Here is a 21,392-nt window from a genome sequence, read left to right as displayed (position 1 = left end):
GTACGGCCCTCAGCATCGTGCTCGTCGGCCTGCGGAAGTGCCTGCTCATCCTCCAGCGGCGGGTGCAGCGCCCCGACGTCCGGCAGGACCGGGATCGGCGGCCCCGAGACCGGCGTCCTGGCCCGGAGCGGGAGCGCCGGCAGCCGGGTCGCAAGCCCGCCGGGCGGCCATTGCGGCCCCAACGATCCCCGCGTTGTTCTGAAGCTGCGCAGGCACGATCTCAGCCGTGACGCCCTTGATCAGCGGCAGGAACTTGTGCGCCTTCCGGCTCACCCCGCCGCCGATCACGAAGAGCTGCGGGGTGAAGAGCATCTCGACGTGCCGGAGGTACTTCTGCAGCCGGTGCGCCCAGTCGTGCCAGCTCAGGTCCTCCTCGTCCTTGACCCGGGTGGAGGCGCGGGTCTCCGCGTCGTGCCCGTCCAGTTCGAGGTGGCCCAGCTCGGTGTTGGCGACCAGCTGACCGTCGGTGAAGAGGGCGCTGCCGATGCCCGTGCCCAGGGTCAGCATGATGACGGTGCCCATGCGGCCGCGCGCCGCGCCGAAGTGGACCTCGGCGAGGCCGGCGGCGTCCGCGTCGTTCAGTACGGTCACCGGGCAGCCGCCGGCCTCGCCGCCGAGCCGGGAGGTCAGCAGGGCCGCGGCGTCGGTGCCGATCCAGCCCTTGTCGACATTGGCGGCCGACCGGGTCACCCCGCCGGTGACCACGCCGGGGAACGTCACCCCGACCGGTCCCGACCAGCCGAAATGCTCCACGACCTGCTGGACGCCGTCGGCGACCGCGTCCGGGGTGGCCGGGTGCGGGGTGAGTACCTTGAAGCGCTCCTCCGCCGGCTCACCGCGTTCCAGGTCCACGGGTGCGCCCTTGATGCCCGACCCGCCGATGTCCACGCCGAATACCTTCATGAGGAAAAGGCTAGGCGGGGAGCGGCCGGCTCACCCGTCAAAAGGCGAACCGGACCCGTGACGACGGAACCGGACCCGTGACGACGGGACCGGTTCCGCTTCCGGTGGGGCGTGTCCTACTCGCCCGCTGCGGACTCGCCGTCCGTGGCGGCCTTCGCCTCGGAGCGGAGGTCGCGGCGGAGCTCCTTGGGGAGCGAGAAGTGGATGGACTCGGTGGCGGCCGTGACGGTCTCCACGTCCTCGTAGCCGCGCTGCGCGAGCCACTCCAGTACGCCCTCGACGAGGACCTCGGGGACGGAGGCGCCGGAGGTGACGCCGACCGTGCCGACGCCCTCGAGCCAGCTCTCGTCGATCTCCTCGGCGCCGTCGACCAGGTGCGCGTCCTTGGCGCCGGCGCCGAGCGCGACCTCGACCAGGCGGACGGAGTTGGAGGAGTTCTTGGAGCCGACGACGATGACGAGGTCGGAGTCGGCGCCCATCTGCTTCACGGCCGTCTGGCGGTTCTGCGTGGCGTAGCAGATGTCGTCGCTGGGCGGGGAGAGCAGGTTGGGGTAGCGGCCCTTGAGGGCGTCGACCGTCTCCATGGTCTCGTCGACCGAAAGGGTGGTCTGGGAGAGCCAGACCACCTTGTCGGGGTCGCGGACCTCGACGTTCTGCACGTCGTCCGGGCCGTCGACCAGGGTGATGTGCTCGGGGGCCTCGCCGCTGGTGCCGATGACCTCTTCGTGGCCCTCGTGGCCGATCAGGAGGATGTCGTAGTCCTCCTTGGCGTACCGGACGGCTTCCTTGTGGACCTTGGTGACGAGCGGGCAGGTGGCGTCGATGGTGGCGAGCTTGCCGCGCTTGGCCTCCTCGTGGACGACCGGCGCGACGCCGTGCGCGGAGAAGATCACGATGTTGCCCGGAGGCACCTCCGCCGTCTCGTCGACGAAGATCGCACCCTTCTTCTCCAGCGTCTTGACCACGTATTTGTTGTGGACGATCTCGTGGCGCACGTAGACGGGCGCGCCGTACTGCTCCAGGGCCTTCTCGACGGCGATGACGGCTCGGTCCACGCCGGCGCAGTATCCGCGGGGGGCGGCGAGGAGGACGCGGCGGGAAGTCGGGGTGGTCATGGTTCCCATCGTACGGGGCGGGCCGGCGTCGCACGGAAGGCATGGCCAGGGGTCGGGACGGTGGGTTACGGGGCATATGTCCGTACGGCAGGGCGGCTTGCCCGAAACGGCGGTACGGCCGACGATCATGTGGAGCCGCCGACCGCCGGTGGCGTGATGTGCGGCCGCCGAGCGCCGGCGGCCCGTCCGTATTGCAGAGGTGTCCGCCCATGTCCCCCACGGCCGAGCCCCAGCCCCCGTCCGGCGGCACGCCCGATCACGACGGCTCCGGAGGTCCCTCCGGGTCCGCCGGCGGTGCCGCCGGGGCCACCGTGGCCGCCGGGGGCCGGCTGCGGCGGACGCTGTCCTTCCGCGACCTGATCGTCTACGGCCTGCTCTTCATCGCCCCGATGGCGCCGGTCGGCATCTTCGGGACGCTGCAGGCCAAGTCGCACGGCGCGATCACGATCGTGTACGTCGTCGCCACGATCGCCATGGCGTTCACGGCGTACTCGTACGCGCAGATGGTGCGGGTCGCGCCCCAGGCCGGCTCGGTCTTCACCTACGCGCGGGTCGGGCTGGGCGAGGGCGCGGGCTTCGTCGCGGGCTGGATGGCGATGCTGGACTATCTGCTCATCCCGGCGGTGGCGTACCTCTTCTCCGGGATCGCGCTGCACTCCCTGGTGCCGTCAGTGCATCAATGGATCTGGACGGCGGTGGCGGTCATCGTGACCACGCTGCTGAACCTGTGGGGTGTGCGGACCGCCGCCGTGGTCGGCTTCCTGGTGCTGGCCATGGAGATCGCCGTACTGCTGGTCTTCGTGGCGGCCGCGGTGTGGGCGCTCGCGACGGAGGGCGCGCAGCGCGGCTGGACGGTGCCGTTCACCGGCGAGGGCGGCTTCTCGACGAGCGCGGTGCTGGCGGCGGTGTCGGTTGCGGTCCTGTCGTACCTGGGCTTCGACGCCATCGCGGCGTTCGCGGAGGAGACCTCAGGGGGGAGCAAGCGGGTGGCCAGGGCCGTGCTGACGTGCCTGGTGGTGGCCGGTGTGCTCTTCGCGGTGCAGACGTACCTGGCCGCGCTGCTGGCGCCGATGTCGGCGGCCGAGCTGGCGGCGAAGCCGGCCGAGCAGGGTGACGCCTTCTACGCGACGGCGAACGCGGCGGTCGGCGAGTGGCTGCAGAAGCTGGTCGCGGCGAGCAAGGCGATCGGCGCGGCGTTCGCCGCGCTGGCCGGGCAGGCGGCGGCCGGGCGGCTGCTGTTCGCGATGGCGCGGGACCGGCGGCTGCCGGGGGCGATGGCGAAGGTGGACGCGGGCAGCGGGGTGCCGCGCCGGGCGCTGCTGGGCGCTGCGGTGGTGACGCTGGTCGCGGCGGTCTGGGCGGCGCGCCGGGACGACGGCCTGGACCATCTCTCCTCGATCGTGAACGTGGGCGCGCTGACCGCCTTCGGGCTGCTGCACGCGTCGGTGATCGGTTACTTCTGGCTGCGCAAGCGGGCGGCTTCGCCGAGCCTGCTGCGCCATGTGCTCGTGCCGCTGCTGGGTCTCGCGGTGGTGGTCGCGGTGATCGTCGAGGCGTCCCCGACGGCCCAGGTCGTCGGCGGGGTGTGGCTGGTGATCGGGCTGGTGGTGCTGGCGGTGCAGTACGGGCGAGGCCGGAAGGCCGGCCCGTCCGGGAAAGCCGGCCCGTCCGGCGTTTGAGGACCGGGGGTCCGGGGGCAGCGCCCCGGTGCGACGGCGCCGCACCCGGCGCACGGCACGGGCCCCGCTGTCGGACCCCGCCGATACCCTCGGCACATGGCTCTACAGACGTCCGCAGAGACCCCCATCCCGGTGGGCGAGGTGTCTCGCCTGATCGGCGGGTGGATCGACCGGCTCGGCGCGGTGTGGGTCGAGGGGCAGATCACCCAGCTCTCCCGGCGGCCCGGCGCGGGCGTCGTCTTCATGACGCTGCGCGACCCGTCGCACGACATCTCCGTGAGCGTGACGTGCTACCGCCAGGTCTTCGACAAGGTCGCGGACGTGATCAGCGAGGGCGCCCGGGTCGTGGTGCACGCCAAGCCCGAGTGGTACGCGCCGCGCGGCCAGCTCTCGCTGCGGGCCGCCGAGATCAAGCCGGTCGGCGTCGGCGAGCTGCTGGCGCGGCTGGAGATGCTGAAGAAGGCGCTGGCCGCGGAGGGGCTGTTCGCGGCGGAGCGCAAGCGCCCGCTGCCGTTCCTGCCGCAGCTGATCGGGCTGGTGTGCGGCCGCGCGAGCGCGGCGGAGCGGGACGTACTGGAGAACGCGCGGCACCGCTGGCCCGCCGTCCGCTTCGAGGTGCGCAACGTCGCGGTGCAGGGCGTGCACGCGGTCCCGCAGGTCATCGAGGCGGTGCGGGAGCTTGACGGCCGTCCGGACGTGGACGTGATCATCGTGGCGCGGGGCGGCGGCAGCGTGGAGGACCTGCTGCCGTTCTCCGACGAGCAGCTGGTGCGGGTGGTGAGCCAGGCGCGTACGCCCGTCGTGTCCGCGATCGGGCACGAGCCGGACAGCCCGCTGCTGGACCTGGTCGCCGACCTGCGCGCCTCGACGCCGACGGACGCGGCGAAGAAGGTCGTACCGGACGTGGGCGAGGAGCTGGCCCGCATCCAGCAGCTGCGGGAGCGCGCGCTGCGCTCGGTCACCGGCTTCCTGGACCGGGAGGAGCGCGGCCTGGCGGGCGCGCTGAACCGGCCCTGCATACGGGAGCCGCACCGCATGGTGGAGGTACGCGAGGAGCAGGTCACCGCGCTGCTGGAGCGCGGCCGGCGGACGCTGGGCCATCTGCTGGACCGGGCCGACTCCGAGCTGACGCACACCCTCGCGCGGGTGGTGGCCCTCTCCCCCAAGGCCACGCTGGAGCGGGGGTACGCCGTGCTCCAGCGCTCCGACGGCAGCGCGGTGCGCGCGCCCGAGGAGGTCGGTGACGGCGAGGAGCTGCGGGCCCGGGTGGCGGAGGGCGACTTCACGGTCCGCCGCGTCGACGGCGCTGTCACACCGCCCGCTTAGGCTGGGGCCCATGGCCAAGGCGAAGACGGACACGGGCATGGAGACGGACGGCGCTGCGGGTGCCGGGGCGGCGGGCGCGCCGGACGTGACGTCCACGCTGGGGTACGAGCAGGCGCGGGACGAGCTGATCGAGGTGGTCCGCAGCCTGGAGGCGGGCGGCACGACGCTGGAGGAGTCGCTCGCGCTGTGGGAGCGCGGCGAGGAGCTGGCGAAGGTGTGCCGGCGCTGGCTGGACGGCGCCCGTGCCCGCCTGGACGCGGCGCTGGCGGAGGAAGAGGACGACGCCGAGGAGCCCTCGGAGGACTGACGCGGGCCGGGGACGGCGTCGGCCCTCCGGGGCCGTCCCACCAGTGCCCCGTCAGGCCCGCCTCACGCGGAGCGGCATGTGAAACCGCTCACAACCCTGACGCTTTAGTTGAAACTTAATCTATCTCCGTTAGAGTAGAAGCTGTACGACCGGACCGGCCCGGCCCGGAACCACCACGAATCACCGAGGTGCCCTTCATGACTCTCGCCCTTGACGCCGCCGCTGCGGACCTCCTCTTCCGCGAGGCCCAGACCGCCAACACGTTCACGGACGAGCCGGTCACCGACGAGCAGGTGCAGGCCATCTACGACCTGGTGAAGTTCGCCCCGACCGCCTTCAACCAGTCGCCGCTGCGCCTGACGCTGGTCCGCTCCGAGGACGCCCGCAAGCGCCTCGTCGAGCACGCCATGGGCGCCAACGGCCCGAAGACCCTGTCGGCCCCGCTGACCGTCATCCTCTCCGTGGACCTGGACTTCCACGAGAAGCTGCCGACGCTCTTCCCGCACGCCCCGGGCATCAAGGACACCTTCTTCTCCGAGGCCGAGGCGCGCGAGGCCGCCGGCACCCAGAACGCCACCCTCCAGGCGGGCTACTTCATCCTCGGCGTCCGCGCCGCCGGCCTGGCCGCCGGCCCGATGACCGGCTTCGACTTCACCGCCATCGACAAGGAGTTCTTCGGCGACGGCAAGCAGAAGTCCTTCATGGTGATCAACATCGGCAAGCCGGGCGAGGACGCGTTCTTCCCGCGCTCGCCGCGCCTGTCCTTCGAAGAAGCCGCCACCACCGTCTGAGGCACGGCCGGCCGGCACGCGCACCGCGTACAGCGAGAGGCCGCCGCACCCGCTCCGGGTGCGGCGGCCTCTTCGCACGTACGGGGGCGCGAGCCCGGTTCGTGCCGTACGGGGGCGACGGGCGCGGAGCCGTGCGCCCCGCGGCGCCCGGCTCCCGCCGCCGTGCGCTACTTCGCCTTCTCGGTCTTCAGTGCGCCCGCCAGCTTCGCCAGGTCGTCGTAGGACGCGGTGCCGGTGACGACCGTGGTGTGGCCGGACTCCTTGCGCACCAGGGCCTTGTACGTGTCGCCCTTGTACCGGTCCCAGCGGGCGCCGTCGACCTGCTGGGCGCCGCCCGCCGGGGTGGCGTCCACGGTGACCTTCTTGATGAATTCGCGGGCCGGGGCGTCGCTCTGCTCGACCGCCGCGTACTGGTCCTTCGGGTCCAGGAAGCCCAGGTGCCAGGCGCCGCCCTTGCCGTCGCTGTCCGCCTCGTACGACACGGAGGTGGCGCGCCAGCCCTTGGGCAGGCCCTCGGGCGCGGCGACCGGGTACGGGGCGGCGCGCCGGGCGGTCGCGAGCTCGACGCGGTAGCTGACGGTCTTCACCGCCGTCTGCTCCGCGTTCTTGCTGTCGTCGTGCGGGATGAAGAGATAGATCGCCGCGACGACGATGCCGATCACGGCCATCGACAGGACCATGTCCCGCACCGTTTGCTTGCCTCGCATACCAGCCACGCCCTCTATGGTCCCCCATGCCGGGTACAGGTCGGACAAGGCCCCCTTCCGGCCACCTCCGGGGCTGCTCACGGCGCTCATCCGTGGGGCCCACTGCTCATTTTCTCGACATAGCGATAAGGTCAAGCGAACCCTCACCTAACCGGCCGTCGCCGTACAGAAAGGTGCGCTCCGATGACCGAGCATCATCTGCCGTCCCAGCTGGAGGTCAGCCCCGAGGCCCCCGACCGCAACCTCGCCCTGGAACTCGTCCGGGTCACGGAGGCGGGAGCGATGGCGTCGGGCCGCTGGGTCGGCCGCGGCGACAAGAACGGCGCGGACGGCGCCGCGGTCAAGGCCATGCGGGCCCTGATCCACACCGTCTCGATGAACGGCGTCGTCGTCATCGGCGAAGGCGAGAAGGACCAGGCGCCGATGCTGTTCAACGGCGAGCGCGTGGGCGACGGGACCGGCCCGGAGTGCGACGTGGCCGTGGACCCGGTGGACGGCACCACGCTGACCGCCAAGGGCATGGCCAACGCCGTCTCGGTGATGGCCGTCGCCGACCGCGGCTCCATGTTCGACCCGTCCGCGGTCTTCTACATGGACAAGCTGGTCACCGGCCCGGAGGCGGCCGACTACGTCGACATCAACGCGCCGGTCGAGGTGAACATCCGGCGCATCGCCAAGGCGAAGAAGTCCAGCCCCGAGGACGTCACCGTCGTCGTCCTGGACCGCCCCCGCCACGACGGCATCGTCAAGGAGATCCGCGAGGCCGGCGCCCGCATCAAGTTCATCTCCGACGGCGACGTGGCCGGCGCGATCATGGCCGTGCGCGAGGGCACCGGCGTTGACCTGCTGCTGGGCATCGGCGGTACGCCCGAGGGCATCATCGCGGCCTGCGCGATCAAGTGCCTGGGCGGCACGATCCAGGCCAAGCTGTGGCCCAAGGACGACGAGGAGCGGCAGCGCGCGATCGAAGCGGGCCACGACCTGGACCGGGTGCTGCACACGGACGACCTGGTCAGCGGCGAGAACGTGTTCTTCGTGGCCACCGGCATCACCGACGGCGAGCTGCTGCGCGGCGTGCGGTACCGCGCGGAGACCGCCACGACCTCCTCGCTGGTCATGCGCTCCAAGTCCGGCACGATCCGGCAGATCGACTCCGAGCACCGGCTGTCCAAGCTGCGCGCCTACAGCTCGATCGACTTCGAGCGGCCCAGCTGAGACACCGCGGACACGGCCGACGGCCCGGTGTCCCGCCGCTGTCGCGGTGGGGCACCGGGCCGTCGGCGTACGGAAGTTCAGCCGGCGGCGGGCATCCGGGCCGCGCGCTGCAGCTCGGCGTCGCGGCGCCGGCGGCGGGCCAGGACGACCCGGCGCTCGGCGGCGGTCAGGCCGCCCCAGACCCCGTACGGCTCGGGCTGGAGCAGGGCGTGCTCCCGGCACTCGATCATGACGGGGCAGCGGGCACAGACCCGCTTCGCGGCTTCCTCCCTGGCCAGCCGGGCGGCCGTCGGCTCCTTGGACGGCGCGAAGAAGAGTCCGGCCTCGTCCCGTCGGCACACCGCCTCCGAGTGCCAGGGCCCCGCCTCGTCCCGGGCGGGCACTCGCTGGGCGGGCACGGCGGCGTCCTGCAGGGGCTGATGCGGTAGCAGCACGGTCTACTCCTGACGACGGCTCGGCGATTTCAGTCACCACTTGCCCGTCTCGCTGCGCACGACGTTTCGCACACCCCGCAGCCGTACGAGAGACGATGCACCAGCCCTACCCGCTGTACGCGGCTCTATGCACACCGTGGCGTACCGGTTGAAAGCAGCGTCGGATGTGGCGCGCCTTACAGGTGGGGCCGACCTGCGACCGGCCGTCCGGCTCAGTGGCCCCGGTGCCGGTCCCGGCGCTCGCGCAGCCGGTCGTGCAGATCGCGCACCCACTTGCCGCGCTTCGGCTTCGCCTCGACGCTGCCGAGCACGGCGAGGCCGCCCACGGTGATCACCGGGGCCGCCGGGTCGTCCGACTCCTCCGACCGGGTCTCGAAGGAGCCGAGCACGCCGGAGCCGCCGCCGCGCAGCGTCACGTTCTCCGGCACCCGGATGTCCACGCTGCCGAAGATCGAGGTGGCCTGGATGTGCAGATGCTGCTGCGTGAAGATCGCCTCGGTCAGGTCGATCTCCACCGAGCCGAAGATCGCCACCGCGGTCACCCGGGCCGGTGCCCGCCAGCGGCCGGCCCGCACCGCGGCGCCGAAGACCCCGACGAGGTGGGCGTCGGCGGGAGTGGCGGCCGGCTCCGGGGCGTACGCGGGAGCGGCCTCCCGGCGCGCGTCGGCCCCGTCCCGCGCCGCCGGCAGGTCGCTGATCAGCGGCTCCAGTTCGCCCATGGTCTTGGCGCGGTAGACCCCGTCGATCCGCTCGGCGTGCTCCTCGGCGTCCAGCCGCCCTTCCGCCAGCGCCTCCCGCAGGATCGCGGCGATCCGGTCCCGGTCCGCGTCGGACGCGCGGAGCGCGGCCTCGGCGGCCGGGGCCGGTGCGGGCTTGGTGAGGTCCACGGATGCGGGGCGCCGTCCCCCGTTGTCTGTTGCGTCCACCTCAACAGCGTAGCGAAACGCGATAGATCGCGACTAGGGGACCGGCGTACGGGCGCGGCGCCGCACGGCCGGTCTCAGCCCTTCGGGCAGAACCGCTGCGGCGCGCCGTGCCCGCGGGTCGTGGCCTGGACGCAGCCGCCGGGCAGGCCACGGTACGTGCCGGTGCCGAAGTTCGCCGTGACGGTGAGCCCTGCGCGGCCGCCGAACGTGGTGCGCTGCACCGTGCGGTCGGCGGTGAGCGTACGGAAGTCCGTCATCGCCTCGGCGCCGCCGGCCTTCTGGATGCCCGCGAAGAAGCGCTGCATGGCCGCGATCTCCGCGCCGTGCCGGTCCAGCGCCTTGCCGTCGAGCGCGAGGTTGACCGGGGTGTTGTAGAGCATGGCGAGCAGCGCGCGGTCCCGCTTCTGCGCCGGCAGCTTGTAGAGCGACAGCTCCCAGCGGTCGGTGCTGACGACCGAGTCGTGCAGCACCGTCTCGTACAGCGGCACCCGGTACGCCGGGTCGAACATGGCCTTGGCGACGGCCTTGTCGAGCGTCGCCGGCTTGAAGAACATGCCGGGCCGCCCCTTGGGCCAGTAGCCGCCCCAGGTCTCCTTGTCCCGCTCGGCCTTCCACAGCCCGTCGTGGACCGGCGTGCTGGAGCCATGGCTGAAGTCGAGCACCCGGTTCGCCCAGGAGCCCGCCGACTCCGAGCCGAGGACGTACGGGCGGCCGCCGGTGAGGCCGCCGCCGGACATCCCGCGCATCCGCTGCAGGCGGTTCGCGCGGTCCTCCGCCTGCGTCATCGGGTGCCCCGGCGTGTGGTCGCGGAACAGCTCGCCCGTGGCGTCGACGTCGAGGAAGTAGCTGTTGACGCCGTTGGCGGTCATCTTCCCGGCGCGGTCGGCGAGGTAGTGATGCTGCGGTTCGGCGTCGGCGAGCGCCTGCGAGCTGAGATAGCAGCCGCGGCCGCCGAAGCCGCCCTCGGGCTTGCCGTCCGCGTCGTGGACGCAGCCGTCGGGCCACAGCCGGTCCGGCCACTTCGCCACGTCGGTGTCGGCGGTCTCCGGGTCCTGGGCGTTGTCCCAGCTGTCGTACGGGCCGACGAGGTAGCCCGCCTTCTTCGCCGCGGCGACGGCGTCCTTGGACATGGGGTCGCCGTCGGCGTCGTAGCCGAGCCACATCCGGGAGATGCCGAGCTTCTTCAGCCGCTCGACGGTCTTCGCGCTGCGGCCGTCGCCCCAGACGTACGCGTGCGGGGCGCCGAGCAACTTGGCGACCTCGGGGTTCTTGCGGATCTTCGCCTTCAGGCTGCCGAGCTGCCCCTTCGAGGCGAGGTAGCGGCGGTAGTCCTTGGCCGCGGCGACCGGTGAGCCGTCGGTCAGGGAGAGGGCCACCGTGTAGTCGTCCGTGCCGTCGGCGCTGCGGAAGTCGTGGGTGGCGGCGGTGTGCAGCCGGCCGCCCTCCGAGACGAACCGCAGGCGGGTGCCGAGGTCGGTGGGGACGAGGGTGCTCACCCCGTGGCCGCCCGCCGTGGTGCCCCAGAAGGGCATCGTCAGGTCCTTGAGGTCGATGCCTTCCTCGCCGGTCAGACCGGCCGCGGCGGAGTTCCAGAAGGTGTCGGCCGCGGGGATGCGCAGGCCCTCGCCGCGGGGCAGCTCGTAGGCCGTGCCCCGTGCCGGGGCGGCACCCGACGCCGGCCAGGCGATGCTGCCGTCCTTCTTGGCGTGCATGCGGACGACCAGCCGGCCGTCGCGGGATGCGACCGAGACGCCGAGGCCGCGGCCCGGGTAGGACCAGCTCGCGGTGGCGCCGTGGCGGGTCACCGGGGAGACGGCGCCCAGCTCCTCCCCCGCCGCCGCGGACAGCTCGGTCTCCGCGCCGCTCGCCGTGCGGGCGGTGATCCGCAGCGTGCGGGGGTCCACGTGCGCCTCGCCGCCCTTGATGCGCAGCGCGACCGTATCCCCGTCGGCGCCGGAATCCGCGGGCCCGGCGTACGCCTGGAGGGCGGTGAACGTACTCGCGGTCAGCGCGGTCCCGGCCAGTGCGGCGAGCGCGGCCCGCCGCTTCCGGGAGCCTGTCGCGGCTTTCAGGAAACGTGTCATGCGACGGCACTGTGCGCGGCACTTCTAAGGGAGATCTAAGAACCGCCCCTGGCCCGGGACCACGGGGCCGGAGGCGGGTGAGCCTTACCTCACAGCGGCGGCCGGCGCAGGGCGTTCTACGCTGTTGAAGCTGCCGTTGATGACAGCGAAGTCACCGTCGAGTGAGGATTGGCCGCAATGTCCGTTTCTTCCCGCCCTGCCCTCCCGGCATTTGCCTATACCGACCTCCTGCCCACGGGCGAGGACAAGACCCCCTACCGCCTCATCACCAAGGAGGGTGTCAGCACCTTCGAGGCGGACGGCCGGACGTTCCTCAAGGTCGAGCCGGAGGCGCTGCGCAAGCTGGCGGAAGCGGCGATCCACGACATCCAGCACTACCTGCGGCCCGAGCACCTCGGCCAGCTCCGGAAGATCATCGACGACCCGGAGGCCTCGGCCAACGACAAGTTCGTCGCCCTTGACCTGCTGAAGAACGCGAACATCGCGGCGGCGGGCGTACTGCCGATGTGCCAGGACACCGGCACCGCGATCGTCATGGGCAAGCGCGGCCAGAACGTGCTCACCCAGGGCGGCGACGAGGAGGCCCTCTCCCGCGGCATCTACGACGCGTACACCAACCTCAACCTGCGCTACTCCCAGATGGCCCCGCTGACCATGTGGGACGAGAAGAACACCGGCTCGAACCTGCCGGCGCAGATCGAGCTGTACGCGACCGACGGTGACGCGTACAAGTTCCTCTTCATGGCCAAGGGCGGCGGCTCGGCCAACAAGTCCTTCCTCTTCCAGGAGACCAAGGCGGTCCTCAACGAGGCCTCCATGATGAAGTTCCTGGAGCAGAAGATCCGCTCGCTGGGTACGGCCGCCTGCCCGCCGTACCACCTGGCCATCGTGGTCGGCGGCACCTCCGCCGAGTACGCCCTGAAGACCGCGAAGTACGCCTCGGCGCACTACCTGGACGAGCTGCCCGAGGAGGGCTCGCCGACCGGCCACGGCTTCCGCGACAAGGAGCTGGAGGAGAAGGTCTTCGAGCTGACGCAGAAGATCGGGATCGGCGCGCAGTTCGGCGGCAAGTACTTCTGCCACGACGTGCGCGTGGTGCGTCTCCCCCGGCACGGCGCGTCCTGCCCGGTCGCCATCGCGGTGTCCTGCTCCGCCGACCGCCAGGCCGTCGCGAAGATCACCGCCGAGGGCGTCTTCCTGGAGCAGCTGGAGACCGACCCGGCGCGCTTCCTCCCGGACACCACCGACGAGGAGCTGACCGAGGGCGCGGGCGCCGACCTCGACGCGGTGAAGATCGACCTGAACCAGCCGATGGACGACATCCTCGCCGAGCTGACCAAGCACCCGGTCAAGACCCGGCTGTCGCTGACCGGCACGCTGGTCGTCGCGCGTGACATCGCGCACGCGAAGATCAAGGAGCGGCTGGACGCCGGCGAGGAGATGCCGGAGTACCTGAAGAACCACCCGGTCTACTACGCGGGCCCGGCGAAGACCCCCGAGGGCTACGCGTCCGGCTCCTTCGGCCCGACGACGGCCGGCCGGATGGACGCCTACGTCGAGCAGTTCCAGGCGGCCGGCGGCTCCAAGGTCATGCTGGCCAAGGGCAACCGCTCCCAGCAGGTCACGGAGGCCTGCCACGCGCACGGCGGCTTCTACCTCGGCTCCATCGGCGGCCCCGCTGCCCGCCTCGCCCAGGACTGCATCAAGAAGGTCGAGGTCCTGGAGTACGAGGAGCTCGGCATGGAGGCGGTCTGGAAGATCGAGGTCGAGGACTTCCCGGCGTTCATCGTCGTGGACGACAAGGGCAACGACTTCTTCCAGGACCCCGCGCCGGTGCCCACCTTCACCAGCATCCCGGTGCGCACGTCCTGACGGACGTCCCGGTGCGTACGTCCTGACGGACGAAGCTCGTCGGTGCCCGGGAACACCCGCGTGTTCCCGGGCACTGACACAGGTATGAGTGATTTCCGCATCGAGCACGACTCCATGGGCGAGGTACGGGTCCCGGCCGACGCCAAGTGGCGCGCGCAGACCCAGCGCGCGGTGGAGAACTTCCCCGTCTCGGGACAGCGGCTGGAGCGCGCGCACATCGAGGCGCTGGCCCGGATCAAGGCCGCGGCCGCCAAGGTGAACGCCCAGCTCGGAGTGGTGGACGAGGACGTCGCGCGGGCGATCCAGGAGGCCGCGGCCGAGGTCGCCGACGGCCGCTGGGACGACCACTTCCCCGTCGACGTCTTCCAGACCGGCTCCGGCACGTCCTCCAACATGAACACCAACGAGGTGCTGGCCACCCTCGCGACCGAGCGGCTGGGCCGGGACGTCCACCCCAACGACCACGTCAACGCCAGCCAGTCCTCCAACGACGTCTTCCCCTCCTCGATCCACATCGCGGCCACCGCCGCGGTCACCGCCGACCTGATCCCGGCCCTGGAGCACCTGGCGGCCGCCCTGGAGCGCAAGGCGGAGGAGTTCAAGGAGGTCGTGAAGTCGGGCCGCACCCACCTCATGGACGCCACGCCCGTGACGCTGGGCCAGGAGTTCGGCGGATACGCGGCGCAGGTCCGGTACGGCGTGGAGCGGCTGCGGGCCTCCCTGCCCCGGCTCGCCGAACTGCCGCTGGGCGGCACGGCGGTGGGGACCGGCATCAACACCCCGCCCGGCTTCGCCGCCGCGGTCATCGAGGAGGTGGCGCGCACGACGGGGCTGCCGCTGACCGAGGCGCGGAACCACTTCGAGGCGCAGGGCGCGCGGGACGGCATCGTGGAGACCAGCGGCCAGCTGCGTACGATCGCGGTCGGGCTGACGAAGATCGCCAACGATCTGCGGTGGATGTCGTCCGGGCCGCGCACGGGCCTCGCCGAAATCCAGCTGCCGGACCTGCAGCCCGGCTCCTCGATCATGCCGGGGAAGGTCAATCCGGTCATTCCCGAGGCGGTGCTGATGGTCGCCGCCCAGGTGACGGGGAACGACGCGACGGTCGCAGCGGCGGGCGCCGCGGGCAACTTCGAGCTGAACGTGATGCTGCCGGTGATCGCGAAGAACGTCCTGGAGTCGGTGCGACTTCTGGCCAATGTCTCGCGGCTGCTGGCGGACCGTACCGTCGACGGCATCACCGCCAACGCCGAACGGGCCCGTGAGTACGCCGAGTCCTCCCCTTCCGTCGTCACTCCGCTCAACAAGTACCTGGGCTACGAGGAGGCGGCGAAGGTGGCCAAGAAGTCGCTGGCCGAGCGGAAGACCATCCGGGAAGTGGTGATCGAGTCCGGATATGTCGAGCGCGGCGCGCTGACCGAGGCCCAGCTGGACGAGGCCCTGGACGTGCTGCGCATGACGCATCCGTGACGGTCGCTGCGGCCCACGTCACGGCGGTACGGTCGTTCCGCCCCTAAGATCTGCGCATGACAGCGGATACGGTGGAGACAAGGGACGGCCATACGTCCGGTACCGCGCGCTGGGCGCCGGGCGAGCACATCCTGTGGCGCTATCGCGGCAACGGCACCCGGCACTTCCACATCTGCCGCCCCGTCACCGTCGTCCAGGACACCGACGAGCTGCTCGCCGTCTGGATGGCACCCGGCACCGTGTGTGTGAAGCCGGAGCTGGCCGACGGCACGCCGGTCAGCCGTGAGCCGCTGGCCAGCCGCTACACCAAGCCGCGGCGCGTGGTGCGGGACCGCTGGTTCGGCACCGGCGTGCTGAAGCTGGCCCGGCCAGGTGAGCCGTGGTCGGTCTGGCTGTTCTGGGAGCGTGGCTGGCAGTTCAAGAACTGGTACGTCAACTTGGAGGAGCCGCGCCGCCGCTGGTCCGGCGGTGTGGACTCCGAGGACCACTTCCTGGACATCGCGGTCTACCCGGACCGGCACTGGGAGTGGCGGGACGAGGACGAGTTCGCGCAGGCGCAGGCCGACGGGCTGATGCCGCCCGCACAGGCCGGGGACGTGCGCGCGGCCGGCCGTGCCGCGGTGGCGCGGATCGGCGAGTGGGGCGCGCCGTTCGCGGACGGCTGGGAGCACTGGCGGCCGGACCCGCAGTGGAGCCTGCCGGCGCTGCCGGACGACTGGGACAGGGAACCGGAGTACTCCGCTCCGTGACGGCGGCGGCCGCGGAAAAGCGGCCGCTTGTGCGGAATCCGTACCCACGAGGGTGACGCGGCGCGGCCCAGGAGTGACGAAACCGCCCGAATTGCAGGGATCTTGGGGAACACCAGTTCCCTTTGGCACCATGCTCAGGGGCGAGCCCCCTTGCTGCGCCCCACGGGTGCAAACGTAGGATCGTCCTCCGCAAGAGGCCGAGAAGGCACAGACGCAACTCCAGAACTGGAAACCGAACTTGACTGCGGTCGCAGGAGGGGCGGGGTCGTGAGCGACAGCTACGACGGGTACGAGGGCCTGAACCGGTTAGCACTGGACCGGGCCGGGCAGGCCGAGGCGTTCAACGCGATCGCCGCGGGCTACGACAGCGCGTTCCCGCACAAGGAGGGCCAGCGCGCCGCGGGTGCCTGGCTGGCCGCCGCGCTGCCCGACGGCTCCCGCGTGCTGGACGTCGGCTGCGGCACGGGCCTGCCCACCGCCCAGCAGCTGTCCGGCGCCGGCCACCACGTCGTCGGCGTCGACATCTCCGCCACCATGATCAAGATGGCGCGGGAGAACGTTCCGGCTGCCGAGTTCCACCACCTCGACCTCGCGGACCTGCGGGACGGCCGGCTCGGCGGCCCCGGCTCCTTCGACGGCATCGCCGCCTTCTTCTCCCTGCTGATGCTGCCGCGCGCGGAAATCCCGTACGCGCTGCGGATGCTGCACTCACTCCTGCGGCCGGAAGGGCTGCTCGCCCTGTCGATGGTCGAGTCCGACGTGGACGACTACCCGATTCCGTTCCTCGGCAACACGATCCGGGTATCGGGTTACCTGCGGGACGACTTGCGCCATGTCGTGCGCGACGCGGGTTTCGAAGTCACCGGGGAGGACTCGTATGCGTATGCCCCGGCCAGTACGGACGTGCCACCCGAGATCCAGCTCTTCCTGCACCTGCGACGCGCTTGAGACGCAGCGCGCCCGGCGCGCAGCCCCGGACGGATGGAATCCCACGCGTGACGGAGCACCCCACCTCCCACCCTTCGCGACCGGCCCCCTTGCCGGCCGCGCCCCCGGCCATGGCGCCGCGGGGCCTCCCGGAGACGACGGCGCACGGCGCCGCCGATCCGCGCGAGGCCCTGCAGCGGCCCGTCGGCCCGGCCCCCGCCGACCTGCCGGGGCCCGGCCTGCCCGGCTCCGTGGCGGCCGGACCGCCCGAGCGCACCGCGGGCGGTTCCGGTGAGCTGCCCGCGCCCCCGGGGCGCAGCGGGAAGAAGCGCCGGCGGCGGGACCGGCGGACCGCCGACGCCGCCGACCGCAACGCCGCGCAGGGCGCCGGCGGCCATGCCCAGGCGGGCGGGCCAGGGGCCGAGCCCGGCGGCGGCACCGCGCACGACGCGGCCGGCCGGGCCCGCTCCCGTGCCGAGGAGCCCGGCGACGGCTCCGGCGCGCACGAGAACGGCGGCGCGAGCGGCATCGGACGGCCGCGCGGGAGCGGCGACGGCCGGGCCCGGCAGCGGCCCCAGGAGCCCGCGGCACCGCCTCCGGGCCCGCCGCGCCGCGGCCCCGGCCGGAGCGACGGCGGGACACGCCGGCAGGCCGATGAGCCGGGGCGCCCGGAGGCGCCGCCGGCCCGTTCGGCGCATCCGGCCGAGGGGGGTGAGCCGATGCCGGCCCGGCAGCCCGGCGGGGACCGGCTGCGCTTCGTGGGCGCCGCCACCCGGCGGATCGCGCGCGGCATCGACCTGGACGAGATCGTGCTGGGCCTGTGCCGCGCGACGGTCCCGACGTTCGCCGACGCGATCCTGGTGTACCTGCGCGACCCGCTGCCGGTGGGCGACGAGCGGCCGGCCGGCCCGGTCGTCCTGCGGCTGCGGCGCACCGACCGCATCCCCGAGGAGGCCGACACCAATGGCGGCCGGCTGCCCACCCTGCCCGCGCAGCCCGATCTGGGCCCGGCGATGGGCGGGATGGCGGCGGAGCTGGCCGAGGTGGTGCCCGGCGGGCCGCTGGCCGAGGTGCTGCGCGGGGTGCGCCCGCTCTTCGGGGAGGCGCAGGCCGCGCAGGCGGCACTGCCCGAACTGCTCGGCCCCGGCACGCGGATGCCCCACGGTCAGCGCGTCATCCTGGCGCCGCTGCGCGGCCGCCGCCGGGTGATCGGCGCCGCGGTCTTCCTGCGCCGCCCCGACCGGCCCTCGTTCGAGGCGGACGACCTGCTGGTGGCGGCGCAGCTGGCGACGCACACGGCGCTCGGCGTGGACAAGGCGGTACTGTACGGGCGCGAGGCGTACATCGCCGACGCGCTGCAGCGCACGATGCTGCCCGACTCGCTGCCGCAGCCCACCGGCGTCCGGCTCGCCAGCCGGTACCTGCCGGCCGCCGAGACCGCCCGGGTCGGCGGCGACTGGTACGACGCGATCCCGCTGCCCGGGTCCCGAGTGGCCCTGGTCGTCGGCGATGTGATGGGCCATTCGATGACCTCGGCCGCCATCATGGGCCAGCTGCGTACGACCGCGCAGACGCTGGCCGGGCTCGACCTGCCGCCGCAGGAGGTGCTGCATCACCTCGACGAGCAGGCCCAGCGGCTCGGCACGGACCGGATGGCGACCTGCCTGTACGCGGTGTACGACCCGGTCGCGCACCGCATCATCGTGGCGAACGCCGGGCATCCGCCGCCCGTCATGCTCCACCGGGGCGGGCGCGCGGAGGTGCTGCGCGTGCCGCCGGGCGCCCCGATCGGGGTCGGCGGGGTCGACTTCGAGGCCGTCGAGCTGGACGCCCCCGCCGGGGCGACCCTCGTCCTGTACACCGACGGCCTGGTGGAGTCCCGGATACGGGACGTGTGGACCGGCATAGAGCAGCTGCGCGAGCGGCTGACGGAGACGGCCCGGCTGACCGGGCCGAACCCGCCGCCGCTGGAGCCGCTCTGCGACGAGGTGCTGGACATGCTCGGCCCGGGCGACCGGGACGACGACATCGCGCTGCTCGCGGCCCGCTTCGACGGGATCGCGCCGAGCGACGTGGCGTACTGGTACCTCGACCCGAAGGCGCAGACCGCGGGGCAGGCCCGCCGGCTGGCCCGGAGAGCCCTGCAGCGATGGGGGCTCGAAGAGCTGACGGACCAGGTGGAGCTGCTGGTCAGTGAGGTCGTCACCAATGCCGTGCGGTACGCGGAGCGGCCGATCACGCTGCGGCTGCTGCGGACGGACGTACTGCGCTGCGAGGTCGGCGACGACGTGCCACAGCTGCCGCGGCTGCGCCAGGCCCGCCCGTCGGACGAGGGCGGCCGGGGCCTGTACCTGGTCAACCGGCTGGCCCGGCGCTGGGGCGCGACCCGGCTGAGCACCGGCAAGGTCGTGTGGTTCGAGCTGTCGATGCCGCCCGTGGCACGGCGGCTGCCGGGCCGCGAGTAGGCGCCCGCAGGGCCCGCGTACGCGAGCGGCCCCCGTCCCTTGCGGGGCGGGGGCCGCGGCGCTGTGGGCCGGCGCCGTGGGTCAGCCGCCGAACATCGGGTGCCGGCCGTTGCCGGTGCCCTTGTCCTTCTCGTCGTTGCCGCTGTCGCCGGGCAGCGGGAGGTCGGAGGACTCGCTCGGGGACGGGGACACCGACTCCTCGGGCGGCTCCGCGCTGCTCTCCGACTCGCTCGGCGTCGGGCTCGGCGAGGGAGACTCGGACTCGGCGCTCTCCGACGGGGTGGGCGACGGGGACTCCGACTCCTCGGTCTCGGTCGGCGTCGGGGTGGGCGACGGGGCGACGCCCGCGCCCATGTCGGTCTCCAGGTCGAAGCGGGCCGACACCTCGCTGCCCAGCGCGTTCTGGGTGTAGGCGGCCCAGATCTCGGCGGGGTAGCCACCGCCGTTGACCCGGCCGCCGCCGCCCGCGCCGCGCAGGGTGACCTGGTTGTGCGGCGGGTCGGCGTTCTCGCCGAAGAGGCCGACGGCGGTCACCAGCCGGGGCGTGTAGCCCACGAACCAGGCGGACTTGTTGTCGTCGGAGGTGCCGGTCTTGCCGGCGATGTCGTAGTCGGTGTTGCGCACCGCGGTGCCCGTACCGTCCTGGACCACGCCGGTCAGTACGGAGGTCACGGTGTCGGCGGTCTGCCGGGTGAGGACCTGGCCGCCGACCGGGTCCGGCAGCTCGACCGGGTCCTCCTCGCCGCGCTGCGCGTGCGTCACCAGCTGCGGGGTGATCTTCTTGCCGTGGTTGTCGAGGGTGGCGTAGACCCCGGCCATCTGGAGCGGGCTGGCGCCCATCGAGCCGAGCGTCATGGCCGGGCGGGCCGACATCTTCTCCGCGTCCATGCCGAGCTGCCCGGCGGTCTGCCGTACCTTCTCCAGCCCCACGTCCACGCCCATCTGCGCGAAGACGGAGTTGACGGAGTTGTTCATCGCCGTCTGGACGCTGATCGGGCCGTAGTCCTTCTCGTCCTCGTTGGGCGGCGCGAAGCCGATGGCACTGCCCTTGACGGGGCGGCGGCTGGTGCCGTCGTAGATCGTGTTCGGGGTGATCGGCGTGCCGTCCTGGGTGGTGGAGTTCTTCTCCAGCGCGGTGGCCAGGATCAGCGGCTTGAAGGTGGAGGCGGGCTGGTAGTCGGCCCGGGTGGCGTTGTTGAGGTAGTGCTCCAGGTAGCCCTTGCCGCCGTAGAGCGCCACGATGTGCCCGGTCCTGGGGTCGACGGAGACCGCGCCGGCCTGCGCGTCGGCGTCCACGCTCCGGGCCTTGGGGTCGAGCTTGCTGGTCAGCTTCTCCTGGACCGCCGCTTCCAGTGCCTTCTGGCGCTTCTTCTCGACGCCGAGGGTGACGGTCCAGCCGCCGGCGGCGATCTGGTCGTCGGTGATGCCCTGCTTGTTCAGCTCCTGGTTGGCGAGCCGGACCAGGTAGCCCTTCTGGCCCGTCATGCCCGAGCTGGGCTTGGGCTTCGCCGGCACCGGGAACTTCAGGCCCTGCCGCTTCCCGGCGTCCAGCCAGTGCATCTCGACCATGTTGTCGAGGGTGTAGTTCCAGCGCGCCTTGACCCGCTTCTTGCCGGCGTCGCCGGCCACGGCCCAGTCGTACTGGCTGGGCGCCTGGAGCAGCGAGGCGAGGTACGCGCCCTGGGCGACCGTCAGGTCCCGGGTGTGCACGCCGTAGTACGCCTGCGCGGCGGCCTCGATGCCGTACGCGCCGCGGCCGTAGTAGCTGGTGTTGATGTAGCCGGCCAGGATCTGGTCCTTGCCGAGCTTCTGGTCGACCTTCAGGGAGATCACGATCTCCTTGAGCTTCCGGCTGACCGTCTGCTCCTGGGTCAGGTAGTAGTTCTTCACGAACTGCTGGGTGATGGTCGAGCCGCCCTGCTTGCCCCGGCCGCGCAGGGTGTTGAGGATGCCGCGCGCGGTGCCCTTCAGGTCGACGCCGGAGTCCTTGTAGAAGGTCTTGTTCTCGGCGGCGACGAAGGTGTGCTGGACGTCCTTGGGGATGTCGCTGATCGGCACGCTCTCGCGGTTGAAGCCGGTGCGGGCCATGACGGAGCCGTCGGCGTACTTGTAGACGTTGCTCTGCGCGGTGGCCTGGCCGTTGGCGTTGGCCGGCACGTCGACGAGGAGGTACAGGCCGACGAAGCCGAGGATGCCCAGCAGGCAGACGGTGAGGAACGCGCCGAACAGCTTCTTGAACGTGAAGAAACGGCCTATGCCGCCGCGTTTCTTCACCTTCGCCCGGCGCCTGCCCCTCTTCTGCGCCCGTCTCGCCTCGGCTCGGCCCATCGCTTCCGTCACTCCAGTCGTTCCGCCCCCAGTAACCCAGCCTCCGAAGCTAACCCCCTGGTGTCAGCACATACACATCGATCAAGCATTTTCC

General features: G+C 72.2%; 17 protein-coding genes. 10 read left to right on the top strand and 7 right to left on the bottom strand.

The features are described 5' to 3' along the window. Positions 1-45: 45 nt before the first annotated feature. Positions 46-903 carry a polyphosphate--glucose phosphotransferase gene (gene ppgK, locus C3486_RS08465; RefSeq protein WP_103831961.1) on the bottom strand — a complete coding sequence of 286 codons (858 nt, stop codon included), beginning with the start codon at positions 901-903 and terminating at the stop codon, positions 46-48. A 116-nt stretch (positions 904-1,019) separates the two neighbouring features. Continuing rightward, a complete protein-coding gene (locus C3486_RS08460) occupies positions 1,020-2,027 on the bottom strand; it encodes a 4-hydroxy-3-methylbut-2-enyl diphosphate reductase (protein ID WP_258052662.1) in 1,008 nt (335 codons plus the stop codon). 200 nt (positions 2,028-2,227) lie between these two features. Between C3486_RS08460 and C3486_RS08455 the strand changes: the two genes are divergently transcribed. From C3486_RS08455 to C3486_RS08440, 4 genes are all read left to right on the top strand, one after another. Further along, positions 2,228-3,697 (top strand): APC family permease, encoded by a 1,470-nt coding sequence (locus C3486_RS08455; protein ID WP_103831959.1) that lies wholly within the window; start codon positions 2,228-2,230, stop codon positions 3,695-3,697. A 96-nt stretch (positions 3,698-3,793) separates the two neighbouring features. Continuing rightward, positions 3,794-5,023, top strand: coding sequence for an exodeoxyribonuclease VII large subunit (xseA, locus tag C3486_RS08450; RefSeq protein WP_103831958.1), 1,230 nt, complete (start codon positions 3,794-3,796; stop codon positions 5,021-5,023). A 10-nt stretch (positions 5,024-5,033) separates the two neighbouring features. Then, positions 5,034-5,330 (top strand): exodeoxyribonuclease VII small subunit, encoded by a 297-nt coding sequence (locus C3486_RS08445; protein ID WP_219822204.1) that lies wholly within the window; start codon positions 5,034-5,036, stop codon positions 5,328-5,330. Between the two features lie 197 nt (positions 5,331-5,527). Beyond that, positions 5,528-6,121, top strand: coding sequence for a malonic semialdehyde reductase (locus C3486_RS08440; protein ID WP_103831985.1), 594 nt, complete (start codon positions 5,528-5,530; stop codon positions 6,119-6,121). 167 nt (positions 6,122-6,288) lie between these two features. Here the strand turns inward: C3486_RS08440 and C3486_RS08435 are convergent, their stop codons facing one another. Next, a complete protein-coding gene (locus C3486_RS08435; protein WP_103831957.1) occupies positions 6,289-6,828 on the bottom strand; it encodes a DUF4245 domain-containing protein in 540 nt (179 codons plus the stop codon). 183 nt (positions 6,829-7,011) lie between these two features. Between C3486_RS08435 and glpX the strand changes: the two genes are divergently transcribed. Next, entirely contained in the window at positions 7,012-8,043 is a 1,032-nt protein-coding gene (gene glpX / locus C3486_RS08430; protein WP_103831956.1) for a class II fructose-bisphosphatase, read from the top strand. Positions 8,044-8,120: 77 nt separating this feature from the next. Here the strand turns inward: glpX and C3486_RS08425 are convergent, their stop codons facing one another. From C3486_RS08425 to C3486_RS08415, 3 genes are all read right to left on the bottom strand, one after another. After that, positions 8,121-8,477, bottom strand: coding sequence for a WhiB family transcriptional regulator (locus tag C3486_RS08425; RefSeq protein WP_103831955.1), 357 nt, complete (start codon positions 8,475-8,477; stop codon positions 8,121-8,123). Between the two features lie 212 nt (positions 8,478-8,689). Further along, positions 8,690-9,364: a DUF1707 domain-containing protein gene (locus C3486_RS08420; RefSeq protein WP_103831954.1), complete on the bottom strand. Its 675-nt coding sequence runs from the start codon at positions 9,362-9,364 to the stop codon at positions 8,690-8,692. A 113-nt stretch (positions 9,365-9,477) separates the two neighbouring features. Then, complete coding sequence (locus C3486_RS08415; protein ID WP_103831953.1) at positions 9,478-11,487, bottom strand: glycoside hydrolase; 2,010 nt, start codon at positions 11,485-11,487, stop codon at positions 9,478-9,480. A 177-nt stretch (positions 11,488-11,664) separates the two neighbouring features. Between C3486_RS08415 and C3486_RS08410 the strand changes: the two genes are divergently transcribed. The 5 genes from C3486_RS08410 to C3486_RS08390 all read left to right on the top strand — a co-directional run bounded on the left by C3486_RS08410 (position 11,665) and on the right by C3486_RS08390 (position 18,970). Beyond that, positions 11,665-13,359, top strand: coding sequence for a fumarate hydratase (locus C3486_RS08410; RefSeq protein WP_103831952.1), 1,695 nt, complete (start codon positions 11,665-11,667; stop codon positions 13,357-13,359). A gap of 84 nt (positions 13,360-13,443) precedes the next feature. After that, positions 13,444-14,829: an aspartate ammonia-lyase gene (locus tag C3486_RS08405; protein ID WP_103831951.1), complete on the top strand. Its 1,386-nt coding sequence runs from the start codon at positions 13,444-13,446 to the stop codon at positions 14,827-14,829. 56 nt (positions 14,830-14,885) lie between these two features. After that, positions 14,886-15,578 (top strand): DUF402 domain-containing protein, encoded by a 693-nt coding sequence (locus tag C3486_RS08400; RefSeq protein WP_103831950.1) that lies wholly within the window; start codon positions 14,886-14,888, stop codon positions 15,576-15,578. Positions 15,579-15,845: 267 nt separating this feature from the next. Next, the gene (locus C3486_RS08395; protein ID WP_103831949.1) at positions 15,846-16,526 is read left to right on the top strand and encodes a class I SAM-dependent methyltransferase; all 681 of its coding nucleotides are present in this window, start codon (positions 15,846-15,848) and stop codon (positions 16,524-16,526) included. A 47-nt stretch (positions 16,527-16,573) separates the two neighbouring features. Beyond that, complete coding sequence (locus tag C3486_RS08390; RefSeq protein WP_103831948.1) at positions 16,574-18,970, top strand: SpoIIE family protein phosphatase; 2,397 nt, start codon at positions 16,574-16,576, stop codon at positions 18,968-18,970. Positions 18,971-19,051: 81 nt separating this feature from the next. Here C3486_RS08390 and C3486_RS08385 read toward each other — a convergent pair whose 3' ends face one another. Further along, on the bottom strand, positions 19,052-21,298 hold the full coding sequence (locus tag C3486_RS08385; protein ID WP_103831947.1) for a transglycosylase domain-containing protein: 2,247 nt from the start codon (positions 21,296-21,298) through the stop codon (positions 19,052-19,054). Between the last annotated feature and the right edge of the window lie 94 nt (positions 21,299-21,392).

It is taken from the genome of Streptomyces sp. Ru73 (genome assembly GCF_002920575.1).
Classification (GTDB): Bacteria; Actinomycetota; Actinomycetes; order Streptomycetales; family Streptomycetaceae; genus Streptomyces.
This window is presented reverse-complemented; position numbering and strand designations above follow the sequence as displayed.